Source organism: Paenibacillus macquariensis (assembly GCF_900156375.1).
In the GTDB taxonomy this organism is placed as follows: Bacteria; Bacillota; Bacilli; order Paenibacillales; family Paenibacillaceae; genus Paenibacillus_AQ; species Paenibacillus_AQ macquariensis.
Map to the genome: position 1 here is coordinate 16,907 of NZ_FTNK01000011.1, position 20,504 is coordinate 37,410.

At 38.3% G+C, this 20,504-nt stretch carries 15 protein-coding genes; 1 reads left to right on the forward strand and 14 read right to left on the reverse strand.

The features are described 5' to 3' along the window. Positions 1-22 precede the first annotated feature (22 nt). The 14 genes from BW961_RS18500 to BW961_RS18570 all read right to left on the reverse strand — a co-directional run bounded on the left by BW961_RS18500 (position 23) and on the right by BW961_RS18570 (position 17,881). Positions 23-1,624, reverse strand: a complete 1,602-nt coding sequence (locus BW961_RS18500; protein WP_068584326.1) for a type 2 periplasmic-binding domain-containing protein — start codon at positions 1,622-1,624, stop codon at positions 23-25. 39 nt (positions 1,625-1,663) lie between these two features. After that, a complete protein-coding gene (locus tag BW961_RS18505) occupies positions 1,664-2,572 on the reverse strand; it encodes a carbohydrate ABC transporter permease (RefSeq protein ID WP_068584323.1) in 909 nt (302 codons plus the stop codon). A 17-nt stretch (positions 2,573-2,589) separates the two neighbouring features. Continuing rightward, positions 2,590-3,534 carry an ABC transporter permease gene (locus BW961_RS18510; RefSeq protein ID WP_244556001.1) on the reverse strand — a complete coding sequence of 315 codons (945 nt, stop codon included), beginning with the start codon at positions 3,532-3,534 and terminating at the stop codon, positions 2,590-2,592. A 541-nt stretch (positions 3,535-4,075) separates the two neighbouring features. After that, a complete protein-coding gene (locus BW961_RS18515; RefSeq protein ID WP_068584317.1) occupies positions 4,076-5,482 on the reverse strand; it encodes an undecaprenyl-phosphate glucose phosphotransferase in 1,407 nt (468 codons plus the stop codon). After that, positions 5,479-6,387 (reverse strand): glycosyltransferase family 2 protein, encoded by a 909-nt coding sequence (locus BW961_RS18520; RefSeq protein WP_068584315.1) that lies wholly within the window; start codon positions 6,385-6,387, stop codon positions 5,479-5,481. The genes BW961_RS18515 and BW961_RS18520 overlap by 4 nt, the downstream gene beginning before the upstream one ends. A 140-nt stretch (positions 6,388-6,527) precedes the next feature. Beyond that, positions 6,528-7,463, reverse strand: coding sequence for a glycosyltransferase family 2 protein (locus BW961_RS18525; protein ID WP_068584312.1), 936 nt, complete (start codon positions 7,461-7,463; stop codon positions 6,528-6,530). A gap of 94 nt (positions 7,464-7,557) precedes the next feature. Continuing rightward, positions 7,558-8,430 (reverse strand): dTDP-4-dehydrorhamnose reductase, encoded by an 873-nt coding sequence (rfbD, locus tag BW961_RS18530; RefSeq protein ID WP_068584309.1) that lies wholly within the window; start codon positions 8,428-8,430, stop codon positions 7,558-7,560. After that, positions 8,427-9,449 (reverse strand): dTDP-glucose 4,6-dehydratase, encoded by a 1,023-nt coding sequence (gene rfbB / locus BW961_RS18535; protein ID WP_068584305.1) that lies wholly within the window; start codon positions 9,447-9,449, stop codon positions 8,427-8,429. Before rfbB ends, rfbD begins: the two co-directional genes overlap by 4 nt. Before the next feature lie 15 nt (positions 9,450-9,464). Further along, complete coding sequence (rfbC, locus tag BW961_RS18540) at positions 9,465-10,013, reverse strand: dTDP-4-dehydrorhamnose 3,5-epimerase (protein WP_068584302.1); 549 nt, start codon at positions 10,011-10,013, stop codon at positions 9,465-9,467. Between the two features lie 22 nt (positions 10,014-10,035). Then, positions 10,036-10,779 (reverse strand): sugar phosphate nucleotidyltransferase, encoded by a 744-nt coding sequence (locus tag BW961_RS18545; RefSeq protein WP_068584299.1) that lies wholly within the window; start codon positions 10,777-10,779, stop codon positions 10,036-10,038. A 113-nt stretch (positions 10,780-10,892) separates the two neighbouring features. Beyond that, positions 10,893-12,158, reverse strand: coding sequence for a rhamnosyltransferase WsaF family glycosyltransferase (locus tag BW961_RS18550; RefSeq protein WP_082867427.1), 1,266 nt, complete (start codon positions 12,156-12,158; stop codon positions 10,893-10,895). 5 nt (positions 12,159-12,163) lie between these two features. Further along, positions 12,164-15,241 (reverse strand): glycosyltransferase, encoded by a 3,078-nt coding sequence (locus tag BW961_RS29555; RefSeq protein WP_082867426.1) that lies wholly within the window; start codon positions 15,239-15,241, stop codon positions 12,164-12,166. A gap of 30 nt (positions 15,242-15,271) precedes the next feature. Next, positions 15,272-16,495, reverse strand: coding sequence for an ABC transporter ATP-binding protein (locus BW961_RS18565; RefSeq protein WP_068584296.1), 1,224 nt, complete (start codon positions 16,493-16,495; stop codon positions 15,272-15,274). Positions 16,496-16,516: 21 nt separating this feature from the next. After that, positions 16,517-17,881 carry an ABC transporter permease gene (locus tag BW961_RS18570; protein WP_068584292.1) on the reverse strand — a complete coding sequence of 455 codons (1,365 nt, stop codon included), beginning with the start codon at positions 17,879-17,881 and terminating at the stop codon, positions 16,517-16,519. A 128-nt stretch (positions 17,882-18,009) separates the two neighbouring features. Between BW961_RS18570 and BW961_RS18575 the strand changes: the two genes are divergently transcribed. Then, complete coding sequence (locus BW961_RS18575) at positions 18,010-20,475, forward strand: O-antigen ligase family protein (protein WP_068584288.1); 2,466 nt, start codon at positions 18,010-18,012, stop codon at positions 20,473-20,475. Positions 20,476-20,504: the final 29 nt, after the last annotated feature.

The following is a 20,504-nucleotide window of genomic DNA, read 5'->3' on the forward strand; positions in this document are numbered from 1 at the left end:
CTTGGTTGGATAGGTCTATGTGTTACTTGTTGGCATTCCAACGATCGTATGCAACCTGGTAAATTTCTACAATACGCTTACCGCCCATTTTTTCAACTTGTGCCTTGTATTTATCCCAATTAGCGACAGATTCCTGGCCCGTTACGAATTTCGCTTCCATCTGTTTAACGTACGCATCCAGATCGGATCGCAAAGCGGACGTCTCCTCTTGCTCTTCATTTGTTAAATAAACACTTGGGAATGGCGATTTAGCGATCGGAACTAACTTCTCTGCATTTTCCTTATCAATCCATTGATCGAAATCACTTCTTAATCCGTTATAAAGATCGATTCGGTTCATACCTGGAGGAACGATACTATAATTTGGTGTAATCTTCCCACGATATTCTTCACGATCACCGCCGTCTGGAACAGGAAGCCATTCTTTTACGTGGTTCTCCTTGTCTGTATATTTCCAAAGAATGTTCTCTGGACCTTGTCCGAACAAAGTAGCACCATCGTAACTGTATTGGTAATCCGCCCAACGCATCGAAGCTTCTGGAGCCGGATTACTGCTAGTAATCGCAAAGGTACCGTACGTAGAAAGACCTGGATGTTTACCGTAAACAGGAGAATCATCAATTTCACTCTTCACAGGTGTCATCATTGGATGGCTACCATCAGGCTCGCCGCCCAATGTGAAGCTAGGAAACCAATCGCCGAAAAGTGCCAGTTGATTATTTTTACCTTTAGCCTTCTTCTGATCATTCGTCTGTGAGAACGTCTCGTGATCGAGTAGGTTCTCATTCCACAGACGATTCATGAATGTTGCATAACCTTTATATCCCTCTTCCATATATGGGTAGTGCACTTTGTCTTGCTTATCGACGTAAATATCCTCGTTATACATCCCCCAGAAGCCGAAGAAGTACATGCGTAAATCGTCAAGCTTCACGGATGTAAGTGGAATTTCATCTTGCTTACCATTACCGTTTGGATCCTCTTCTTTAACACGCTTCAAATAGGTATACAACTCTTCTGTTGTCTTAGGTTCTGTTACATTAAGAGCTTTCAAGAACTTCCCGTTATACCACATCGGACCTCGATACCATACGGCAGACAAGTCGATGTTCGGTAAAGCATAGATATGACCATCAGGCGTCGTAATTGACTTGCGGATATCTGGATTTCCATCGAGAATTTTTTTGAGGTTAGGCGCGTAATTATCAATCAAATCTTCGAGTGGTACAAGTACACCCTGACTTCCGTATGTCACTTGTTCCGAAGGTTTAATGTCCGCTGCATAGAATATGTCTGGCAAATTACCACTAGCAAACACGAGATTCTTCTTCGTTAAGAAACTTTCCTGTGTCGCATTATTGTATTCCATCTTGATACCTGATAATTTCTCCATTTCTTGAAGCGTAGGCATTTGGGTCCAATCCTGAATACCAGTGTCCTGCGACATCATCTTCAAGGTAAGCGGTTTGCTAACAATCGGGAAGCCCTCTTTACTCACGTCTGCAGCTGTGTTGGAAGTACCGGCTTCTTTTGAACCCTCATTCGATGAGCTGCAAGCAGCTAATACGGACATGGACAAGGTGAGACATAACAACATAGCTGACGCTTTACGGATTTTTTTCATAACTTATTTCTCCCCTTTTAATATCATTAATATATAAGATCAGCCCTTAACGGAACCAATCATGACACCTTGTACAAAATAACGTTGAAGGAACGGATAAATTGCGATAATTGGCAACGTTGCTACGATAATGACTGCGTATTTAACCAAAGCTGCGACTTCTGCCTTATTATTAAGTGCCAACGCCGTCGTCGCATCCATGGATCCTCCTGGTTGTGCGGACATTTCTTGCAGAACTAGAATTTGACGCAAGATCAACTGTAGTGGAAATTTGTTCTCGTCGTTCAAATAAATAAGAGCCGAGAAATAGCTATTCCAATTCCCTACACCGTAGAACAATCCCATAACGGCAATGATCGGCATCGACAACGGAAGAACGATTTGGAAGAAAAGACGCATATTCGTACATCCGTCGATTTGGGCTGCTTCTTGTAATTCATTTGGAATCGTAGACTGAAAGAACGTCCGAGATACAATGATATTCCAGATCGAAGCTGCCGATGGGATCACGATCGCCCATATGGTATCTACCATACCTAGGTTTTTAATAAGTAGATAGCTCGGTACAAGGCCCCCTCCAAAGAACATAGTGACCATGAACATACCCATGAAAAAGTTACGTCCAACAAAGTCCTTGCGACTCAAAGCATATGCCGCTGGCAACGTGACGATCAGATTGATCAACGTTCCTATCACGGTATAAAGGATGGTATTCCCGTATCCTCTCCATATACTTGCGTTCTCGAATACTCTCTTGTAACCGTCAAACGTAATACCTTTCGGCCATAGCCACATTTCACCGGAACTAACAAGCTTCGGATCACTAATGGAAGCACTAAGCATATACACCACAGGATAAGCCACAATAATAAATGCTAGAAACACATAAATATAGATACCAATAGCGAATGCCTTGTCTCGCCCAGATTCTTTAACGGTGACAACCATTTACCTCACCCCTTCCTCTACCATAAACTGTTCTCATTGGTACGACGCACGATTTGGTTCACTGTAATTAATAGGAACGCATTAACTACGGAGTTAAACAATCCTACTGCAGTAGAGAAACTATATTGTGCATCCACTAGCCCCGAGCGATAAACGAATGTTGAAATAACGTCCGATGCTCCCATGTTCAGCGGATTCTGCAATAGTAGTATTTTCTCAAACCCTACGCCTAGCAAACTACCCACATTCAGAATCAATAGAATCGTCATCGTTGGAATAATTACTGGAATGTTAATATATCTGATGCGCTGAAGGCGCGATGCTCCATCAATTATAGCTGCTTCATGTTGCTGCGGGTCCACGCCAGACAAAGCTGCTAAATAAATAATCGTTCCCCAACCTGCACTCTGCCAAACGCCAGAGAACACATACATCGTCTTAAACCATTTGGGATCCGTCAAGAACTGAGGTGCGTCAAATCCTAACCATTCAATCAAGTGAACGGCCATCCCCGATGAAGGAGACAAGAATGTTATGATCATGCCGCCCATGACAACGACGGAAATAAAGTGAGGCGCATATGTAACGGTCTGAGCCAACTTCTTAAATGACCCGTTCTTCACTTCATTAAAAGCTAACGCCAGGATAATCGGAATTGGAAACCCAACAGCCAATTCATACAAACTAATACTAAGCGTATTCCATAGCAAATCCCAAAAATAATAAGAATTAAAGAAGCGAGTGAAATGATCGAATCCAACCCACGAACTTCCCATAATACCTTTGGTAGGAACAAAGTTCTTAAAAGCAATCTGGATACCATACATCGGTCCATAATGGAAAATAAGGAAATACAAGAACGCTGGTGCAATGAATATATATAATTCCCAGTTCTGAACTATCTTGTTCCAGCTCTTCTTCTTTTCCTTCTTCCTCTTAACTTTCGGGATCACGCTACTCATGATGTTACTTTTTGTTTCCTGCATAGTATCACCCCTTCCTGATTCGGTTAGTGTTCCTCTGGCTATGTTACCGACGCTAATCACCAAATGTTGTTAGCGCTTACATACACAATACCTAGCAGCAGCTACATTCGTAAATATGTCATTTTATATTACCAGAAAACCTTATAGGACGGCCTTTACACGCTTACTTGTGGGTTTATAAACTCTAGAAAACATGTGTAATTCTTGATAAAAAGATGCGATTGTTTCCTCTGCGCAAATTTCACCTATCGTACTCTACACAATCTCGCGGGTCAGTTATCACAGATTCTTACTGAGAGAACAATATTGACATGTAAACGTTTACAATTCGATATAGAGAAATGGGGTTGAGGCGTTTGAATGACTCAGAGGCGATCAAATTGATGGCAAGTGAGTTAGATTAGGCATCCATATTTGAAAATGAAACAGCCAACATTTCTATTGACTATTTGTACTAACACACAAAAAAAACTACTCCTCAAGCAATAAGCTCAAGGAACAGTCTCGTAATCTACTCTTAATAGGCATTGTTATTCTTAAAGCCGTTCTTAATCGTTTTCATTATGATTTTGACATCTAAAAGGATAGTCCAGTTCTCAATATAGAAAATATCGTGATTAATCCGTTCTTCAATAGATGTATCTCCACGTAATCCCTTGCTTTGTGCCAAACCCGTAATACCTGGACGAACATGATGTTTAACCATATATTTAGGGATTTCATCACGGAACTGTTCCACATAATAGGGACGTTCCGGTCTAGGTCCCACAACACTCATATGTCCCATCAACACATTGAAGAATTGGGGAAGCTCATCTAGGCTAGTCGAGCGTAAGAACGTTCCAAAGCGGGTTCGTCTCGGATCATTCTCAGTTGTCCAGCCTGTATCCACAGAATCCTTAGGTTGGAATTTCATCGAACGGAATTTATACATCATGAAGTTACGACGATTCAATCCGACTCGCTCTTGCTTAAATATAATTGGACCCGATGAGGTGCATTTCACACCTATAGCAACGGCCAGCAAGACTGGCGAAGTCACAATAATAGCAAAGAGAGCGAATATCATATCGAATAGTCTCTTAAATAATCGGTTACCTGCCACATCAAGTGGAATATCCCTCACATTAATCATGGGCATGCCTGCGAAATTATCGAAATAAGGTCGCGCTGGTAGGTAATCGAAAAAGTCCGGTATGATAAGTGTTCGCACGCCAGCCTTCTCGCAAAGGACGATAATATTCGTATACATGGAATGTGCGTCGAGAGGTAGAGCTAGTATGACTTCATCTATGAGTTCTTGACTCAGCATGTATTCAAGATCATCTAAATTTCCGAGAATGGGCTTATAATGCGCTCCATCAACATTATCCCAAACCTGATTATCATCTAAAAATCCCACAACCTCATAACCTAATTCAGGATACTGCTTCAGATTATTGTAGAATCGTTTACCTAGCGTACCCGCACCCACGATCAATACGAATTGCCTATTGTAACCTTTCTCACGAAAATACTTAAGGGACCTCTTAAGTAAATACCGGTAAAATAAAATGAGCAAGATATTAAAACCCAAATAGAAAGCTAGATAAACACGTGAAATATCAATTTCCTTTATAACAAACATAATACTAATCAAGATAAACAAACTGATGAAATGTATCTGTATGATTTTAATAAATTCATCCGCGAATCTTTTCTTCCTCTTAGGAGAATACAGTGTCACAACAATCCCCGTTAAGATAGCAATTGCACCATAAATTAAACTCCACAGCAAATACTTCTCTAAAGGCATCGGTGACTCATAAGGAATCCAACCACTTTCAAATTTAAGCCACCATGCGAGCAGAAATGATATCTGTATCACAGCGAAATCCGCTAAAATATATAATTGAGTTAATAACCCCTGACTTCTACGAATCATAAATTCACCTCCACCTGATTGTCTACCGGCTTGGAAACAGGCTTCGATCTTGTAAACTTGTTCTTGAGTAACGCCATAGCAAATTTCAAACCTATCCCTATATATATAACACTATTAGTACCCCAAAAGTATTGGTTCTTGTAATGTTTATGGTGAAAAACAAACATAGCGCGATGAAATTCATAAATAATGCGAGTAGGTCTGCGACGGGCGCTTCCACCTTTGTAATGAACGATCGAAGTACGTGGGTAATAATGAATCTCCCAACCCGCCTGCTTGATCCGATAACACCAATCAATATCCTCACCATACATGAAGAAGGTCTCATCCAGACCTCCTACCTGCAACATGGTCTCGCGTCTTACCATCATAAAAGCACCAACTAAACAATCCACAGGATACTCCTCATCAGGATCTAGATGCCCCAGTTGGTACTGATTAAACTTCGGTCGCTCCGGGAACAGACGCGATATGCCAAATGCATAGTAAAAAGACGCCGATGGCGTCGGAAATCCGCGTTTACATGCCTTATCAAGCGTTCCATCAGGCAGAATAATCTTACACCCCGATGCTCCTGCAGAAGGGTTCTGATCCATGAATAGGATCATTGTCTCTAGCGTATTATCAGATATTACCGTGTCGGAATTAAGCAGTAATATATGTCTTCCCTTAGCTATTTCCATTCCTTGATTGTTCGCCTTGGCAAAACCCGTATTATCATTATTAGCGATCAATGTCACTTGAGGGTACTCTACTGAGATACTCTCAACGGATGAATCGATAGAGTGGTTGTCTATAACAATCACTTCAAAAGTATAACTTGTATTCGAAGCAAATACGGACTGCAGACAGTCCAGCGTCAGCTTGCATGTGTTGTAATTAACAATCAGAATACTTAAATCCATATGTAAAACACTTCCTGACAAAAATAGAATCTATCGACATTATTATAACATATGGAGATAAATGCTAGCATGGTAGTTTTAAGAAGCATGACATAGGCTTGAAATGAGTTCAGTTTTGATTACTTCCCCATGAGCTTCATTTATTTTCTTTTTCTTTTATTAGCAATCTCTTTACGTTTAGCTCTTAGTAACGGCAGTTGTCTCCAAAATGCTCCCCACGCCCCTAGTAATTTAGGCTCTCTTATTAGAAAATATCCATTGCTAGCGATCTCGTAAGGTAATATACGTATGAAAGATTTGAATATGCTTGAGCTATCTAGATTCTTATACATCATTTTGTAGCGGTTGATATAGGATACCCTCCGAAGGAAAAGAGGCTGAGCGTTACGTCCTCCTTGTTTCCATCCCCTTGCATGATAACCGATCGCTTCTGCTAGATAATAAGATTTCCATCCTAGTAGTTGTGCACGCCAAGCCACATCTACATCTTCTTTATATGCAAAAAAATCACTATCAAAAAATTCATCATGCACGCTAATATCCTCAACCATTGTCCGTGAATATAGCGCCGCTGCTCCAGACGCTCCAAATACTTCTCCAGATTCATTCCACTGGGAAGCGAGATCCCCCGCTCCACGGTCGAACGCCCGACAATTGTTATTCATGATTAGACCTGTACTGTCCACCACATCCGGATTCGAGCTTAGTAGTAACTTTCCAGTTGCACTTCCTATGTCTGCTCGCTCCTGCATCACCTCTATCAGTAACTTGATGTAGTCTGGGTTCAATGTCACATCTGGGTTCAGCACCAGTATATAGTCAGTCGAAGATAAAGTTATAGCTTGATTATGAGCAGGAGCAAATCCAACATTGGCTTGATTACGAACAAGAAGAAGTTGATCGGTTATTAGATGGGATTGGGATTCCACTTGCTCTACAGTACAATCTGAAGAAGCATTATCTACTACGATAATTTGTGATATAGGATATGTTTGTGCTTCAACCGCCTGTAAACATCGGGCGATATCATCTGCACTATTATAGGTTACAATATGTACACTAACGTTACTATTCATAGGTAGGACAATCCTTTGTATGTTAGATTTACTTCATATTATAACTGAATCCCCCGATTCAGTTGGGAATAGATCGGGGGATTCGTCGGAACATCTATTTAGATTCAGTTCCGGTCCATTGTTGTAAGAAGTCTATAAGTCCTTCTCTCCAAGGCCGTATATCCTGAAACCCATTCGTTCGGATAGATAGATGCTCCATGACCGAATTAGCGGGGCGGTGAGCCGGACGCGGGAATTCATCTGTCGAACAAGGTTCGGGCTCAGCAATAATGCTGATTCCTAACTTACGAGCCTCTTCAAAGATAGCCTGTGTGAACTCATACCATGTACATGCACCACTATTGGATGCGTGGTAAACTCCATACTTTTCAGTTACCATAAGCTCTAATAAGAAGTTAGTCAGATCAACCGTATAAGTTGGAGATCCCTTCTGGTCATGCACAACTTTAAGAGAAGGCTTTTCTTGACCGAGACGCAACATTGTTTTGACAAAATTATTCCCATGAGCACCATATACCCAAGATGTCCTAACGATAAAATACCGCGTGGATAAGCTTTGTACCAATACCTCTCCTGCACGTTTGGACTTTCCATAAATGCTCTGGGGATTCGTATTATCATACTCTTGATATGACTCATTACTAGTACCATCAAAGACATAATCCGTACTGATATAGATCAGTTTTGATCCGTTACTTTCTGCAGCTACCGCTATATTCCTCGTGCCTACGGCATTCACCTTATAAGCACCATCTATATCTGTCTCAGCTGCATCGACTGCTGTATAGGCCGCACAGTGAATGACCACATCGGGTTGAAACTGACCAATCACTTGTTGACACTGTGCTAGATCCGTAAAATCTAACTCTTTACGACCACATGCAAGCACATCGTGACCGTTGCTAAGCAATATAGTAACGACATCCGTTCCTAATTGACCTGCTGCTCCTGTTACAAGTGCTTTCATAGAGAATCTCCCAACCGTTCTCCATACTGTGTGATCTGATATTGTTGGTACTCACCCGATTGAATACGAGTCCACCAATCTTTATTCTTCAAATACCATTGGATTGTCTCTTTAATGCCCGTCTCGAAATTGTGCTTCGGCTTCCAACCCAACTCTTGTGCAAGTTTCGTTGGATCTATCCCATAGCGGCGATCATGACCTAAGCGATCTTCAACATAAGTAATAAGAGATTCAGGTTTATTCAACTCTTGTAGAATGGTCTTCACAATATGAAGATTCGTACGTTCATTGTTACCACCGATATTGTATACTTCACCAACACGTCCTTGATGAATGACAAGATCAATCGCACTACAATGATCTTCAACATAAAGCCAGTCGCGAATATTTAACCCATCACCGTATATAGGTAAGGCCTGATCACTCAATGCACGAGATATAATTAATGGAATCAGCTTCTCAGGAAATTGATATGGTCCATAGTTATTAGAACAACGAGTAATATTCACAGGCAATCCGAATGTTTCATGATAGGCACGTACCAACAAATCACCTCCCGCTTTACTAGCGGAATATGGACTATTAGGTTCTAATGGCGTACTCTCCATAAATAGACCCGTCTCTCCAAGTGAACCATATACCTCATCCGTAGATACTTGTACATACTTCGTCACACCATATCTCTTAGAAGCATCAAGCAGCACTTGTGTACCCAACACATTGGTCTTCACAAACACTTCTGGCTCAAGGATACTCCGGTCCACATGCGACTCCGCTGCAAAGTTCACAACCACATCAATGCCTTGTTGGAATATTTGATCGATGGCTTGTCCATCCGTAATATCTGCTTTGACAAAGGAGTAATTAGGATGATTCTCAATCGTTTTAAGATTCTCTAGATTTCCTGCGTATGTCAACGCATCAACATTCACAATCTGGTAATTAGGATGCTCCCGCAACATGTATATAACGAAATTACTTCCGATAAATCCTGCACCGCCAGTAACTAGTAGTTTCATTAAAAAATATACCCCCTACTCAAAATTAAGTTCCGCATCTTGAAGTAGCGGATGCTGTTGATCTTTGTCCGATAGGATCGGACTTGCTGTAGGCCAATCTATAGCAAGAGCAGGGTCGTTCCATCGTATGCCACGATCATTCTCCGGTGAATAATACTCGTCTACTTTGTAGAGAACCTGTGTGTTGGGAACAAGAGTACAGAATCCATGGGCAAAGCCTTTTGGAACTAAGAGCTGTCGATGGTTGTGTTCACTTAAGATGACACCTACCCATTGACCGAAGGTTGAGGAGTTACGACGAATATCAACGATTACGTCGTAGATTGCTCCAGAGAGTACACGGATCAGTTTCGTCTGTGCTTTTGGATTGAGTTGGTAGTGAAGGCCGCGTAGAACACCTGGTTCTGCGGAAAGGGATTGGTTGTCTTGGATAAAAACATGATTAATTCCCTGTTCATGTAGGCTGACCTCATTATAGCTCTCCATAAAAAAGCCCCTACTGTCTCCGTGGACAATCGGTTCAAGTAAGCTCGCACCTGATAATGCTAGAGAAGTGACTTTCATAGCTTAGAATTCCTCCCTATATTCACAATTTTAATTTGCCGAATGTTTCTCCAAATATCAAACCCTGAGATAACTCATTGGCTCGTGCTAATGAAGCATGTGTTCCTGCATCCGTCCACCATCCTTGAAGGATATCGAAGGTCAGCTCATTACGATTAATATAGGCATTATTAACATCTGTGATTTCTAATTCACCTCGACTAGAAGGTTTTAGGGTCTTAACGATATCGAATACCTTATGATCGAACATATAAATACCTGTAACTGCATAATTAGACTTCGGATGTTCCGGCTTCTCTTCAATAGAAAGAATTCGCTCTCCTTGAATTTCAGGTACACCAAATCGATTAGGATCTTGAACTTCTTGAATTAAGATCTTGGCGCCTTTCTTCTGCTCTTGAAATTTATGTACGTACGGAGTGATATCATCTTCGAAAACATTATCTCCTAGAATAACTACCATTTGATCTTCCCCAACAAAATGTTCAGCTAAATCTAATGCTTGGGCAATACCACCAGCTTCATCCTGTACTTTATAAGTAAAAGAAACGCCCATATCTCGGCCACTACCGAGTAAGTTAACGACGTCACCCATATGTTCTTTGCCTGTGACAATGAGAATGTCCTTAATACTAGCTTGCTTAAGCTTATAGATTGAGTGAAAGATCATTGGATATTTACCCACGGGAAGAAGATGCTTATTAGTAACTTTGGTTAAAGGATAAAGGCGAGAGCCTGTACCACCTGCTAGGATTATACCTTTCATTATGTTTCCTCCATTCATTTACTTTCAATAAATCAGTACGAATCACAGAAAAAATGACTTACAATTATTCTAATTGCTTCTCAATTAATCTATTCTATAGCTTATTAAATTTCTCATAGATTTTTGATTACATCGTCTATAAAATCAAACTGCTTCTTATTATTAATATAACTTTCCATAGATGATAAGCTTCTTGTTCCAATACTATTATCATATTCAAATTTCGCACATAAATCTGAGAGCGCATTTGCAATTACATCAGTATTAAGCTCTTCCAATGAAGTAATGTTACCATGCAAGTTAGATAAATTTTTATTAGCATAGTTATTTGTTAATACCAAAACACCGAAATGAGCCATTTCTAATGGGGGGTAACTAGGGTGTGGTGAAATCATTAGTGAAAGTCCCACTGCACTCGACTTTAATTCTTCAGCATACTCATCTAATGACATTTTCCCTTTGGATTTTATCGTTACCCCGTTACCGATATCAATATCGTTATGTTGCTCACCTGCAGATATAATTTCCCACTGTGATGCATTAGGATAACTCCAAACCCAAGTTCTTAGTGCTTCAACAATTAGTGTGAACGCATTTCGTGCCACAGAAGGCCGACCATATATTAATATTTTTTTTTGTTTATTCATATCCTTTACCGGAACTAATCTTTCTTTTAAAGCTGTATTCAATTTAGGTTCAAAAGAATATTTCTCAGTAAATGAGTAGCCCTGTTGTATAACAAAGTCCATTAACAAACTTGAATTAAATATAGCAATTTGGGGTCCCTTATATTTATAAGTACTCTCTGCTAATGAATATTGACTAGACCAAGGATAGAAACCAGGTTCAAAATCCTGAATAAAGTAAATAACTTTTTTTATCTCCTGGCCATAATATTCAGACTGCCACTTCACAATCCTTTGAGCGAAGTATGCAGTCCACCAAGATGTAGCAATGAAAATGTCATCTTTACTCACAGGGATTGTTTTGTTGTATCTATCATTAAAAGGTACAATTTGAGAACGATACTCTGCATCAACTTCACAAGTCACTAACGTATAATTAGGAAATCTGTCTAAATCCTCACTCTCAGGGCATGCATCAGTTGTGATAATACGACGAGAATAGCCTTGACTTGCTAATACCAATTCATCATAAAAATTTATAGCTGTAGATATACCCCCAAATACATGTTCTTTATTGATTGAAGGAACCAGCAAATTAATTCTCTTTCCCTCTAAAGATGAGTGTATTGGATTAAACGGTGTTATTTCACTAACATGCGTGTTCAAATATGAACTAACCGTTGATTTGTATGCCCTCTTAAGAGTGTTACTTCCTCTAGCTTTCCGAATCACAAATTCAATAAACTTCGACATATAATTCAATCTCCTTGATGTAGCATAGGTTTGAGACTATTCAAGTCTAAATTCTTATTAAAATATGGATCTCCCTTTTCCAAATAGGGGCCATAATGCAATTTTGACATTTCAAAATCAATAGGAGGGATATATGAATCTCTCGACTTTGATTCTAGATGACAAAGTACAACGTAAGGATCGTATATATTGTAAAGTCCATTTTGTATTGCTCTAAGTGATATTTCAACATCACTTCCGCAAATTACGAATTCCTCATTGAATAATCCAATTTCGTTAATTGTGCCTCTTGATATTGCTAGGCATGCCCCTGTTGAGGCAATTACATTTCTTGTTAGCATCGGTGATACAAACGGTGATCCATAATGATTTGGCTCCATCCCCTTAAAGACATGATCCGCCCATCCCCCTAAACCAATGACTACTCCGGCATGTTGTATAGTCTTATCTTCATATAACAACAATCCACCGACCGTTCCAACATCAGCGCGATTGGCTTTTTCTAATAACCTTAACAACCAATCTTTACTAATAACTTGTGTATCATTATTCAGAAATACAAAAACATCCCCTGTAGCTTCTCTAATGCCATGATTATTAAGTTTAGACCAATTAAATTCATAGTTTGCATCAACAATTTTAATTTTCGGATTTCCACGTTGCAAGTCAAACCACTCAAATGTCTCTTTTTCAACTGAGTTATTATTGATAATAATGATTTCATAATTCAAATAACTCGTTTTCTCTAATATACTATTTATACATGGTTCCAATAAATCAATTTTATCTTTCGTTGGAATTATAATACTCGCTTTAATCGGACCTATTTTGTACCTACTATCAAAAACAAACAAAAACTCACTCTCATCCGCATGAGCGTTCCCTTCTCCGAACACCCTTATTAAATGTTCATTCAAGGCCTTTAACCCAGCATGATGAGCGTAAGGCTTAGAATACGGATTTAATGCTGTAGATGTCTCTAGTTCTCTCCAAGAGTACAGCACTTTTGGTATGTGATGAATGTATTTTGCTATTTCACTCAACCTCAGTATCAAATCATAGTCCTGGCTTCCGTCAAACTCTTTTCTAAATCCACCAATAGAATTAAACAATATCTTTTTAAACACAAGAAAATGACCAATGTACATTTGCGATCTTAATAGGTCAGGTGACCAATCCGGTTTATGAAAAGGAAACTTCCTGTTTCCAGCAGTGTCTATCTTATCTTCGTCTGAATATATAATGTCTGCATCTGTTTCATTGATAGCCCTAACAACTTCAAACAGGGCATCTTTTGTGATTTCATCATCGTTATCTAATAAAGCAATATATTCACCACTTGATAATAAAATAGCCTCATTAGTAGCATCAGATATACCTCTATTCGATTCCAATAATTTTATTTTTATTTTTGGATGATTTATTGTGTTGAGGAAAGACTTTGTTTGTTCATTTGTGGAGCAATCATCAACAATACATAACTCCCAGAATTCATACACTTGCTCTTCTACAGATCTAATTGCACGGTCTAACCACTTTGGATCAACATTATAAACTGGAATTACTATTGACACTAAAGGATTGTAAGGAAATTCTTTAATTTCTGTTTTAATTTGTTCAATTTTAAAATTAATTAAATCCTCACTTTTATATTCCGAAGTTGCGTCTGCTGAGATCATTTTAGAACGTATCTTATTTTTTGTAGCATTAATCCCATTTTTTCTTATTTCATTAAATGTTTTTTTTGCTAAATTCGGGTTTTTTCTTAGTGTATCAAAAATCGCCTTGTTTTTTTTTATATACGATCTAATTTTAATAGGAACTATTTTTTTAATTCGATTTTTCAATCTTAATTGTTGAGATACAATCTCTAGTTTTTGAATATATTCTAGTTGTTCTTTCACGGTGTTTTGTATTTGAAGAATACTGTTATTTAACAACTCATTCTCCACTTCAACTCGTTTGGTAATTTCACATGCTTCATCGTGGATTTTAGTCCAATAATTATTTTGAGAGTTGAGAGTTTCATTTATTAGAGTTAAATTTTCAACTAATTGAATATTATCAACTATCTCAGTATCCTTTTTTTGTAGTTCCAGACTCATTTCTTTAAGCTGCAAACGATTCTCTTTAATTTCCTGTTCCGCTTTTTCTAATTCATATCTTTTTTGTTCTACCTCTTGTCTTACTTGCTCTACCATTATTTTTTTTGCTTCCAATTCATTATTTTTATGATGAATCTCCGTATTAAACAGTTGGAAATTACTAAGATTATTTAAATCTCGCTCTAGATTATTCAATTCATTAATTTTAGATTGATTAATTTCACTTTTATACCTTTGGTTTATTAATTTATCAACTTTCTCCAGCATTTCTTTTTTTTCGGCATTCACAACAAAAAAGAAATTTCTATAACACGGACCATTATAATCGCTACTATAAATGTAATTATTATAATATTCGTCTATAGTAAATCTAAAATCATAAAGCGCCTCTCTGCCTGCAGCCAGAAAGTGTAATTTAGTCATCTTCTCCCAAATCTCGAGCGATCCATGATAAAAATTGATGTGATTCCAGTCTTTACTTTTAAAATAATCAGATACTTCATTTATATCAGGAAGTTTGTTAATAAAGTGTTCTTCTAGCCATGGGTACTCATAACCATATAAGGTCTTAAAATATGTGCTAGCTCTATGTTCAGACTCTGAAACCCCTTCAGTGTTAAATGGTGCTCCTAAAATAAACCCGAATCGAGAGACTCTTCTTAATTCATTCAAAAAACTAATCCTTTTCGTTTGAGGAATATGCTCAAATACATCAAGAGCTATTATAAAATCAAACTGCTGATTATTTAGGGGCATCTCTGTTGCATCCCCCTGTATATAAGCTGGGTCTCCTTTTAATTTATCAGGCACAATAATATCCAAATATGTTATTTTGTCATTTGGAAGAAACCTCTCCAAGTTTTTATGTTCGTTTGCCCCAACTTCTAAAATTGAATATACATTATTATTTTCACGAACAACTTCGATTAATTCAGAGGCGTGTTTATACCTTTGAAATTGGTCAAATGGAACAACCATTTTGCAACTCCCCTTTTTTAATTGTATTTCCTATTTAATAACTTCCCATTTATGCTGCATGTATATAAGGCCTTCGGAAAAATACTTATTTGTAATTTTAAAATTACTCACTTCTTGCTTGTAATCTAGGCATACTATACCTTCATTGTTAAATAAACCCACATCAATGCAGAAGGTCCCACTGAGTAACGGCAGGCTAGAAATAATATACTTCACTCTATGTCTACCAAAAATATTCGGAATATCAATTTTCTCTAAGTGAGTATTAGGTCCAAATATATATTCACGATCTGGTGTATAAATAGCCACACCCAATAATAAGTCATCTATAACATCATCATAGACGTCATATTCCACTTCAACCTCTAGTTCATCAAAAGTCCTAAAGTTATCCTTGTTAAGTTCCACCTTTGTAATTGATGCTAATATGTCGGGGTTGTTCGGTTTGATAAAATCGTCTGGTTGTGAGATTTCAGATTCGTCAAGTTCAGTTAAACTCTCATCATTCACACTATCATCTGTATTATATTTCATGAAATCCTCATATAAATCAGCAATTTCAGATGATTCACCTGAGGCTTGCACTACGCCATCCTTAAGCCATACTGCCTTATTGCAGAACCTCTTCACCTGTTCAGTTGCATGGGATACAAACAATATTGTAGTTCCTCTACTTTTCAATTCCTTCATTTTATCAATACATTTCGTTTGGAAGCGTACATCTCCCACGGCGAGAGCTTCATCTACAATAAGTATTTCTGGATCTACATTAATAGAAACGGCAAAGGCCAACCTAGCAAACATACCACTAGAGTAAATTTTGACAGGTTGCTCAATAAACTCGCCAATATCAGCAAATTCAATAATATCATTCATTTTATTATCGATCTCTTCACGGGTAAATCCCATCATCAGACCATTTAAGTACACATTCTCTTTGCCACTATACTCAGGGTTAAACCCGGCACCTAGTTCCAATATAGCTGATATTTTACCCTTTACTTGTATGGTTCCGCTTGAGGGAGACAAGACTCCTGTTATCATTTTTAATAAGGTTGATTTCCCTGATCCATTCTTCCCTAGAATCCCAAGTGCATCACCTTTCTCAACATTAAATGAGATACCATTAAGAGCTATAAACTCCTTGTGATACATTTTATGAGTAGGAGAGATTGCTTCTTTTAGACGGTCTAAGGGTTTATCGTACAATTTATAGGATTTCACAACATCTTTTATTTCGATTATATCGCCCAACCTCTATCCCACCTTTACCACTTATATGACATCTGCAAAATGTGGCTTCAACTTCTTAAAACTTTTAACTCCAATTACAAGTACAGTCGCACAAAACATCCAAAAGTAGAGCGTATAATAAGGATGATCCACAAAAGCCACCTGTTTGATGAAGGTATCTCTATACCCTTCCACGATGTAGAACATTGGATTGAGTTTGAAAATATTAATCCAGAAACCAGAAATCATAGTGTATGACCATCCAATCGGTGTGAACCAAAAGCCTATTTGCAATATTATTATGATGATTTGATTTAAATCTTTAAAAAATAGTACAACAGAAGATGTTAATAACGATACAGAAAAAGCAAGAGCAATTGTACAAATCAAATAATAAATCAGTTGAACATTATAAATGTTCGGATAGTATCCGTATCCCGTATACATTACAAATATAAATACGATAAAGAATAAATGTACGAATAAGACCGATGTAATCTTGACCGCGGGTAACAACTCAATCTTAAATACTACTTTCTTTACAAGATAACTGTATTCTGAATACACATTTGTAGCACTCGATAAGGCTTCTGAAAAGAAAAACCATGGAATAATGGCAACTATAAACCAAAGTATGAATGGAACATCCGATACATTACCACTTCGCAATCCGATCTGAAATACAAACCAGTATGTAATAATAGTGAGTAAGGGTTGAATAAAACCCCAGACTACCCCTAAGTAGGAAGAAGCATATTTAGTTTTAAAGTCATTTTTAGCTAGGCTGGTAATTAGCCTTCTCCCTTTGTATATTTCTTTCAAAAATCTGTATACCTCTTTGATCGAATTGATAATATACAAACTTACTAAAGTAGTTATAATACTAGCAAATGAAATCCAGGTCGTATTAAACAAGCTATTACCCTGTATTGCCGCGTCTCGATGTGGTTTAATATCCAAGATTATATGTGGATCTTTATCAGCCACTCCTAGCTCCAATTCATCATCCACCTGACTAATTATCTTCACTTCATGTTGTTTAGTCATGATTTCACTGAGAGAAATGGCTACTTTGGAGTTCCCTTTTAACTGAGCATCTTGTATTTTAACTATCGCCTTCTGATTACCCAGATCTAACCTAAGAGAATATACGTCCTTAGGTATTTTATATTTAAAGGTTTTCCAAGTTCCTGACCGATCATAAGCTTGATGAATCGATTGCTCCTCCGACCACTCCTGACTTTCCTTGGTAATATAAAATAACTGGTAGTCATCCGATTGATCAGAAATCAATTTGAATTGAAAACTTAAATGGGATTCACTCTTTTGATAGGAAGAAAAGATATTGAAAAATAGAAACAGTAACATGATTCCTATTACAGAAAGTATTATTTTATTTGATTTCATTTCGTACTCCTTCAGTCCTAGTAACTTAGTTTAGAACTTCCATATAAGTAATCCTTGGTGTTCTGTCTTATTTTGGTTCCCTATGATAAAATATTGTTCATAATTACATATAAAGGAGATTGAAGAGCTTGTCTAAACAAGTATACGGTAAACATTCCAAAGGGTCGAGAGTCGTCTCGAAAACACCTGTAATTTACTGGGTGTTATTAGCCTCTATCATTCTATATTTAGCTTGGTCACCATTTCAAGTGGCGTTATTCAATGGACAAATGCTTCAATTTGAGAAACCGTTGTTCTGGGCTTCAGCTATGGCGTCTGTAATCCTGCTAGTATGTGGTGCCAACTACTACAAGACTATCAAATTAGAAGATCAAAGAGATTGGCTTGCTGTGTGGATATTATTATTACCTATTACGTATATACTCGCACTCTTTGGTGCCGCCTCTCATTCAATGGCAATAAATATGGTCATTATTCAGTCGACTTATACGGCGATGTTCATCGTTGGGTTATTCTTACTGAGGGATAAGTTTGCGAATAGAGTGATTCAGCTCGCGATTATGGCTATTGCCTATATTATTGTTGGTTTTGGACTGCTGAACTGGTTCGGACAATGGAAATTTGCAGGAAAATTAGTAGCTTGGTTCTCTATCGGTATCTTGAATGGTAAGTACACAGATGCGGTCATGTCGGACTCTAACGGGCTACGTCTGACGTCAGTGTTTCAATATGCCAATACATACGCAGCATTTCTAATGGCATTCTTATTCGCAGCAGTGTTCTTTCTGATTAAATCTCGTAAGTGGTATGGCCAAGTCATACACGGATTCATGTTAGTCCCAATTATCCTATCCATTCTCTTAACACTGTCACGTGGAGGATTGGTTATGCTGCCCGTGGTGTTTGTTCTTCTATTATTATTCTTGAAGCCTGCTAAACAGATTCTCTGGGTGGCATACATCGGTATTGCCGGGATGGCTTCCTTAGCGATTTCGAAGAAAGTGACTGATCTCGGATTACAATTGAATAGGACTTACGAAGGTGGGGCTGCTGCTAAGGGATGGGGATATTTACTTATTACATCCGCCATTGTTGCACTACTTTTATGGGTTATTCAAAAGTTTATCGTTTCTCATCTAGAACGAGGTCTTGCTTCTTGGTCTAATCGTAAAATGGCTAGCCTATGGATTCCAGTAGGATCTGTCGTTGTGGTCGGTTTGATAGCCTTCCTCTTCATCGGAACCAGTGCCCGTAATATTCTCCCTGATAATGTAAGTACACGGCTCGAGAATATCAATTTCCAACAGCATAGTGTACTGGAACGGTTAACCTTTTATAAAGATGCTGTGAAAGTTGTTAAAGATTATCCTGTCATAGGTGCAGGTGGTGGTGCTTGGGCTGTACTCTATGAGAAATATCAGAATAACCCGTATACCAGCCGTCAAGCACATAACTTCTTCCTTCAATACTTGGTAGAGGTCGGCATCCTTGGATTTATCGTATTTATATCATTCCTGATCTTTATATTCTATAAATATATTCGTGGTTACATAAGAGGGAATGAAGAAGGACGCGAATCTCATTTCTTATATCTTATTCTGACCTTATCTATTCTGTTGCATAGTATCTTGGACTTCAATATGAGTTATGTGTTCATCGGTATTCTCGTATATCTTGGTCTTGGAGGTATGGCCGCTGTTATGGAAAGCAAGCCACTACGTTTCCAACAACTCCGCTTACGCGGGAGAGGCTGGAGTGCTCTATATAGCATAGTAGTCGGCATAGGTGCAGTTGTCATCCTAATCACTTCCATCCGATATGTTCAGGCAAGTAACGCTGGACTTGAGGCAAGGAAGTTGGTCCAGACGAGTACATCCTTCGAGGAAATTAAGGCACCGCTAGATGAAGACCTTAGTATCCGTAAGAGTCATCCAGATTCGACGCTTCTGTTATCTTCTCTTTATCAACAAGTCTACTCGCAGACACAGAACGAGGACTTCTATCTTTCTGGATATCAAATGATGGTTAAGGCACATGAAGATGAACCCTATAACAAGAATATCATCAACCATTTAATCAAGTTCCATTCATTAAAAGGTGAACAAGCACAAGCCTTCGATCTACTAGTAACGAATTCTAAGAACTTCAACTGGGATATTGAATGGTATGAACGGATTATCTCACAAGGGTATGAATTGGGTACCGATGCCCAAAGCAAGAAGGATCTCACTTCTAGAGATAAATACTTCAATGCAGGTATTGAAGCATTCAATAAGATACAAGCTGGACTTGTACATCTAGCTACTCTACCGGAAGGGCAAATGGCTGGACGAGCATTCGCAAATACTCCAGCAATGATCCTGAATACAGGTAAGATGCAGTATCTACTTAATCAACCAGATAAGACAGCTGAAACACTGAAACTTGGACTTCTAGAAGACTTAAGTGACCCCGTTAACCGTGAAATTGCAAGATGGTATGTTGCTGCTCTCATAAAACAGGGTACAACGGATCAAGTCGTTCTTGATCGTCTAATCCAGCTTGATCCAACGGAGAAACAACAAGTTGATGCTCTCGTACAAATGAACTTTTAAATGTCATACTGATTGAATAGAAACAGCTA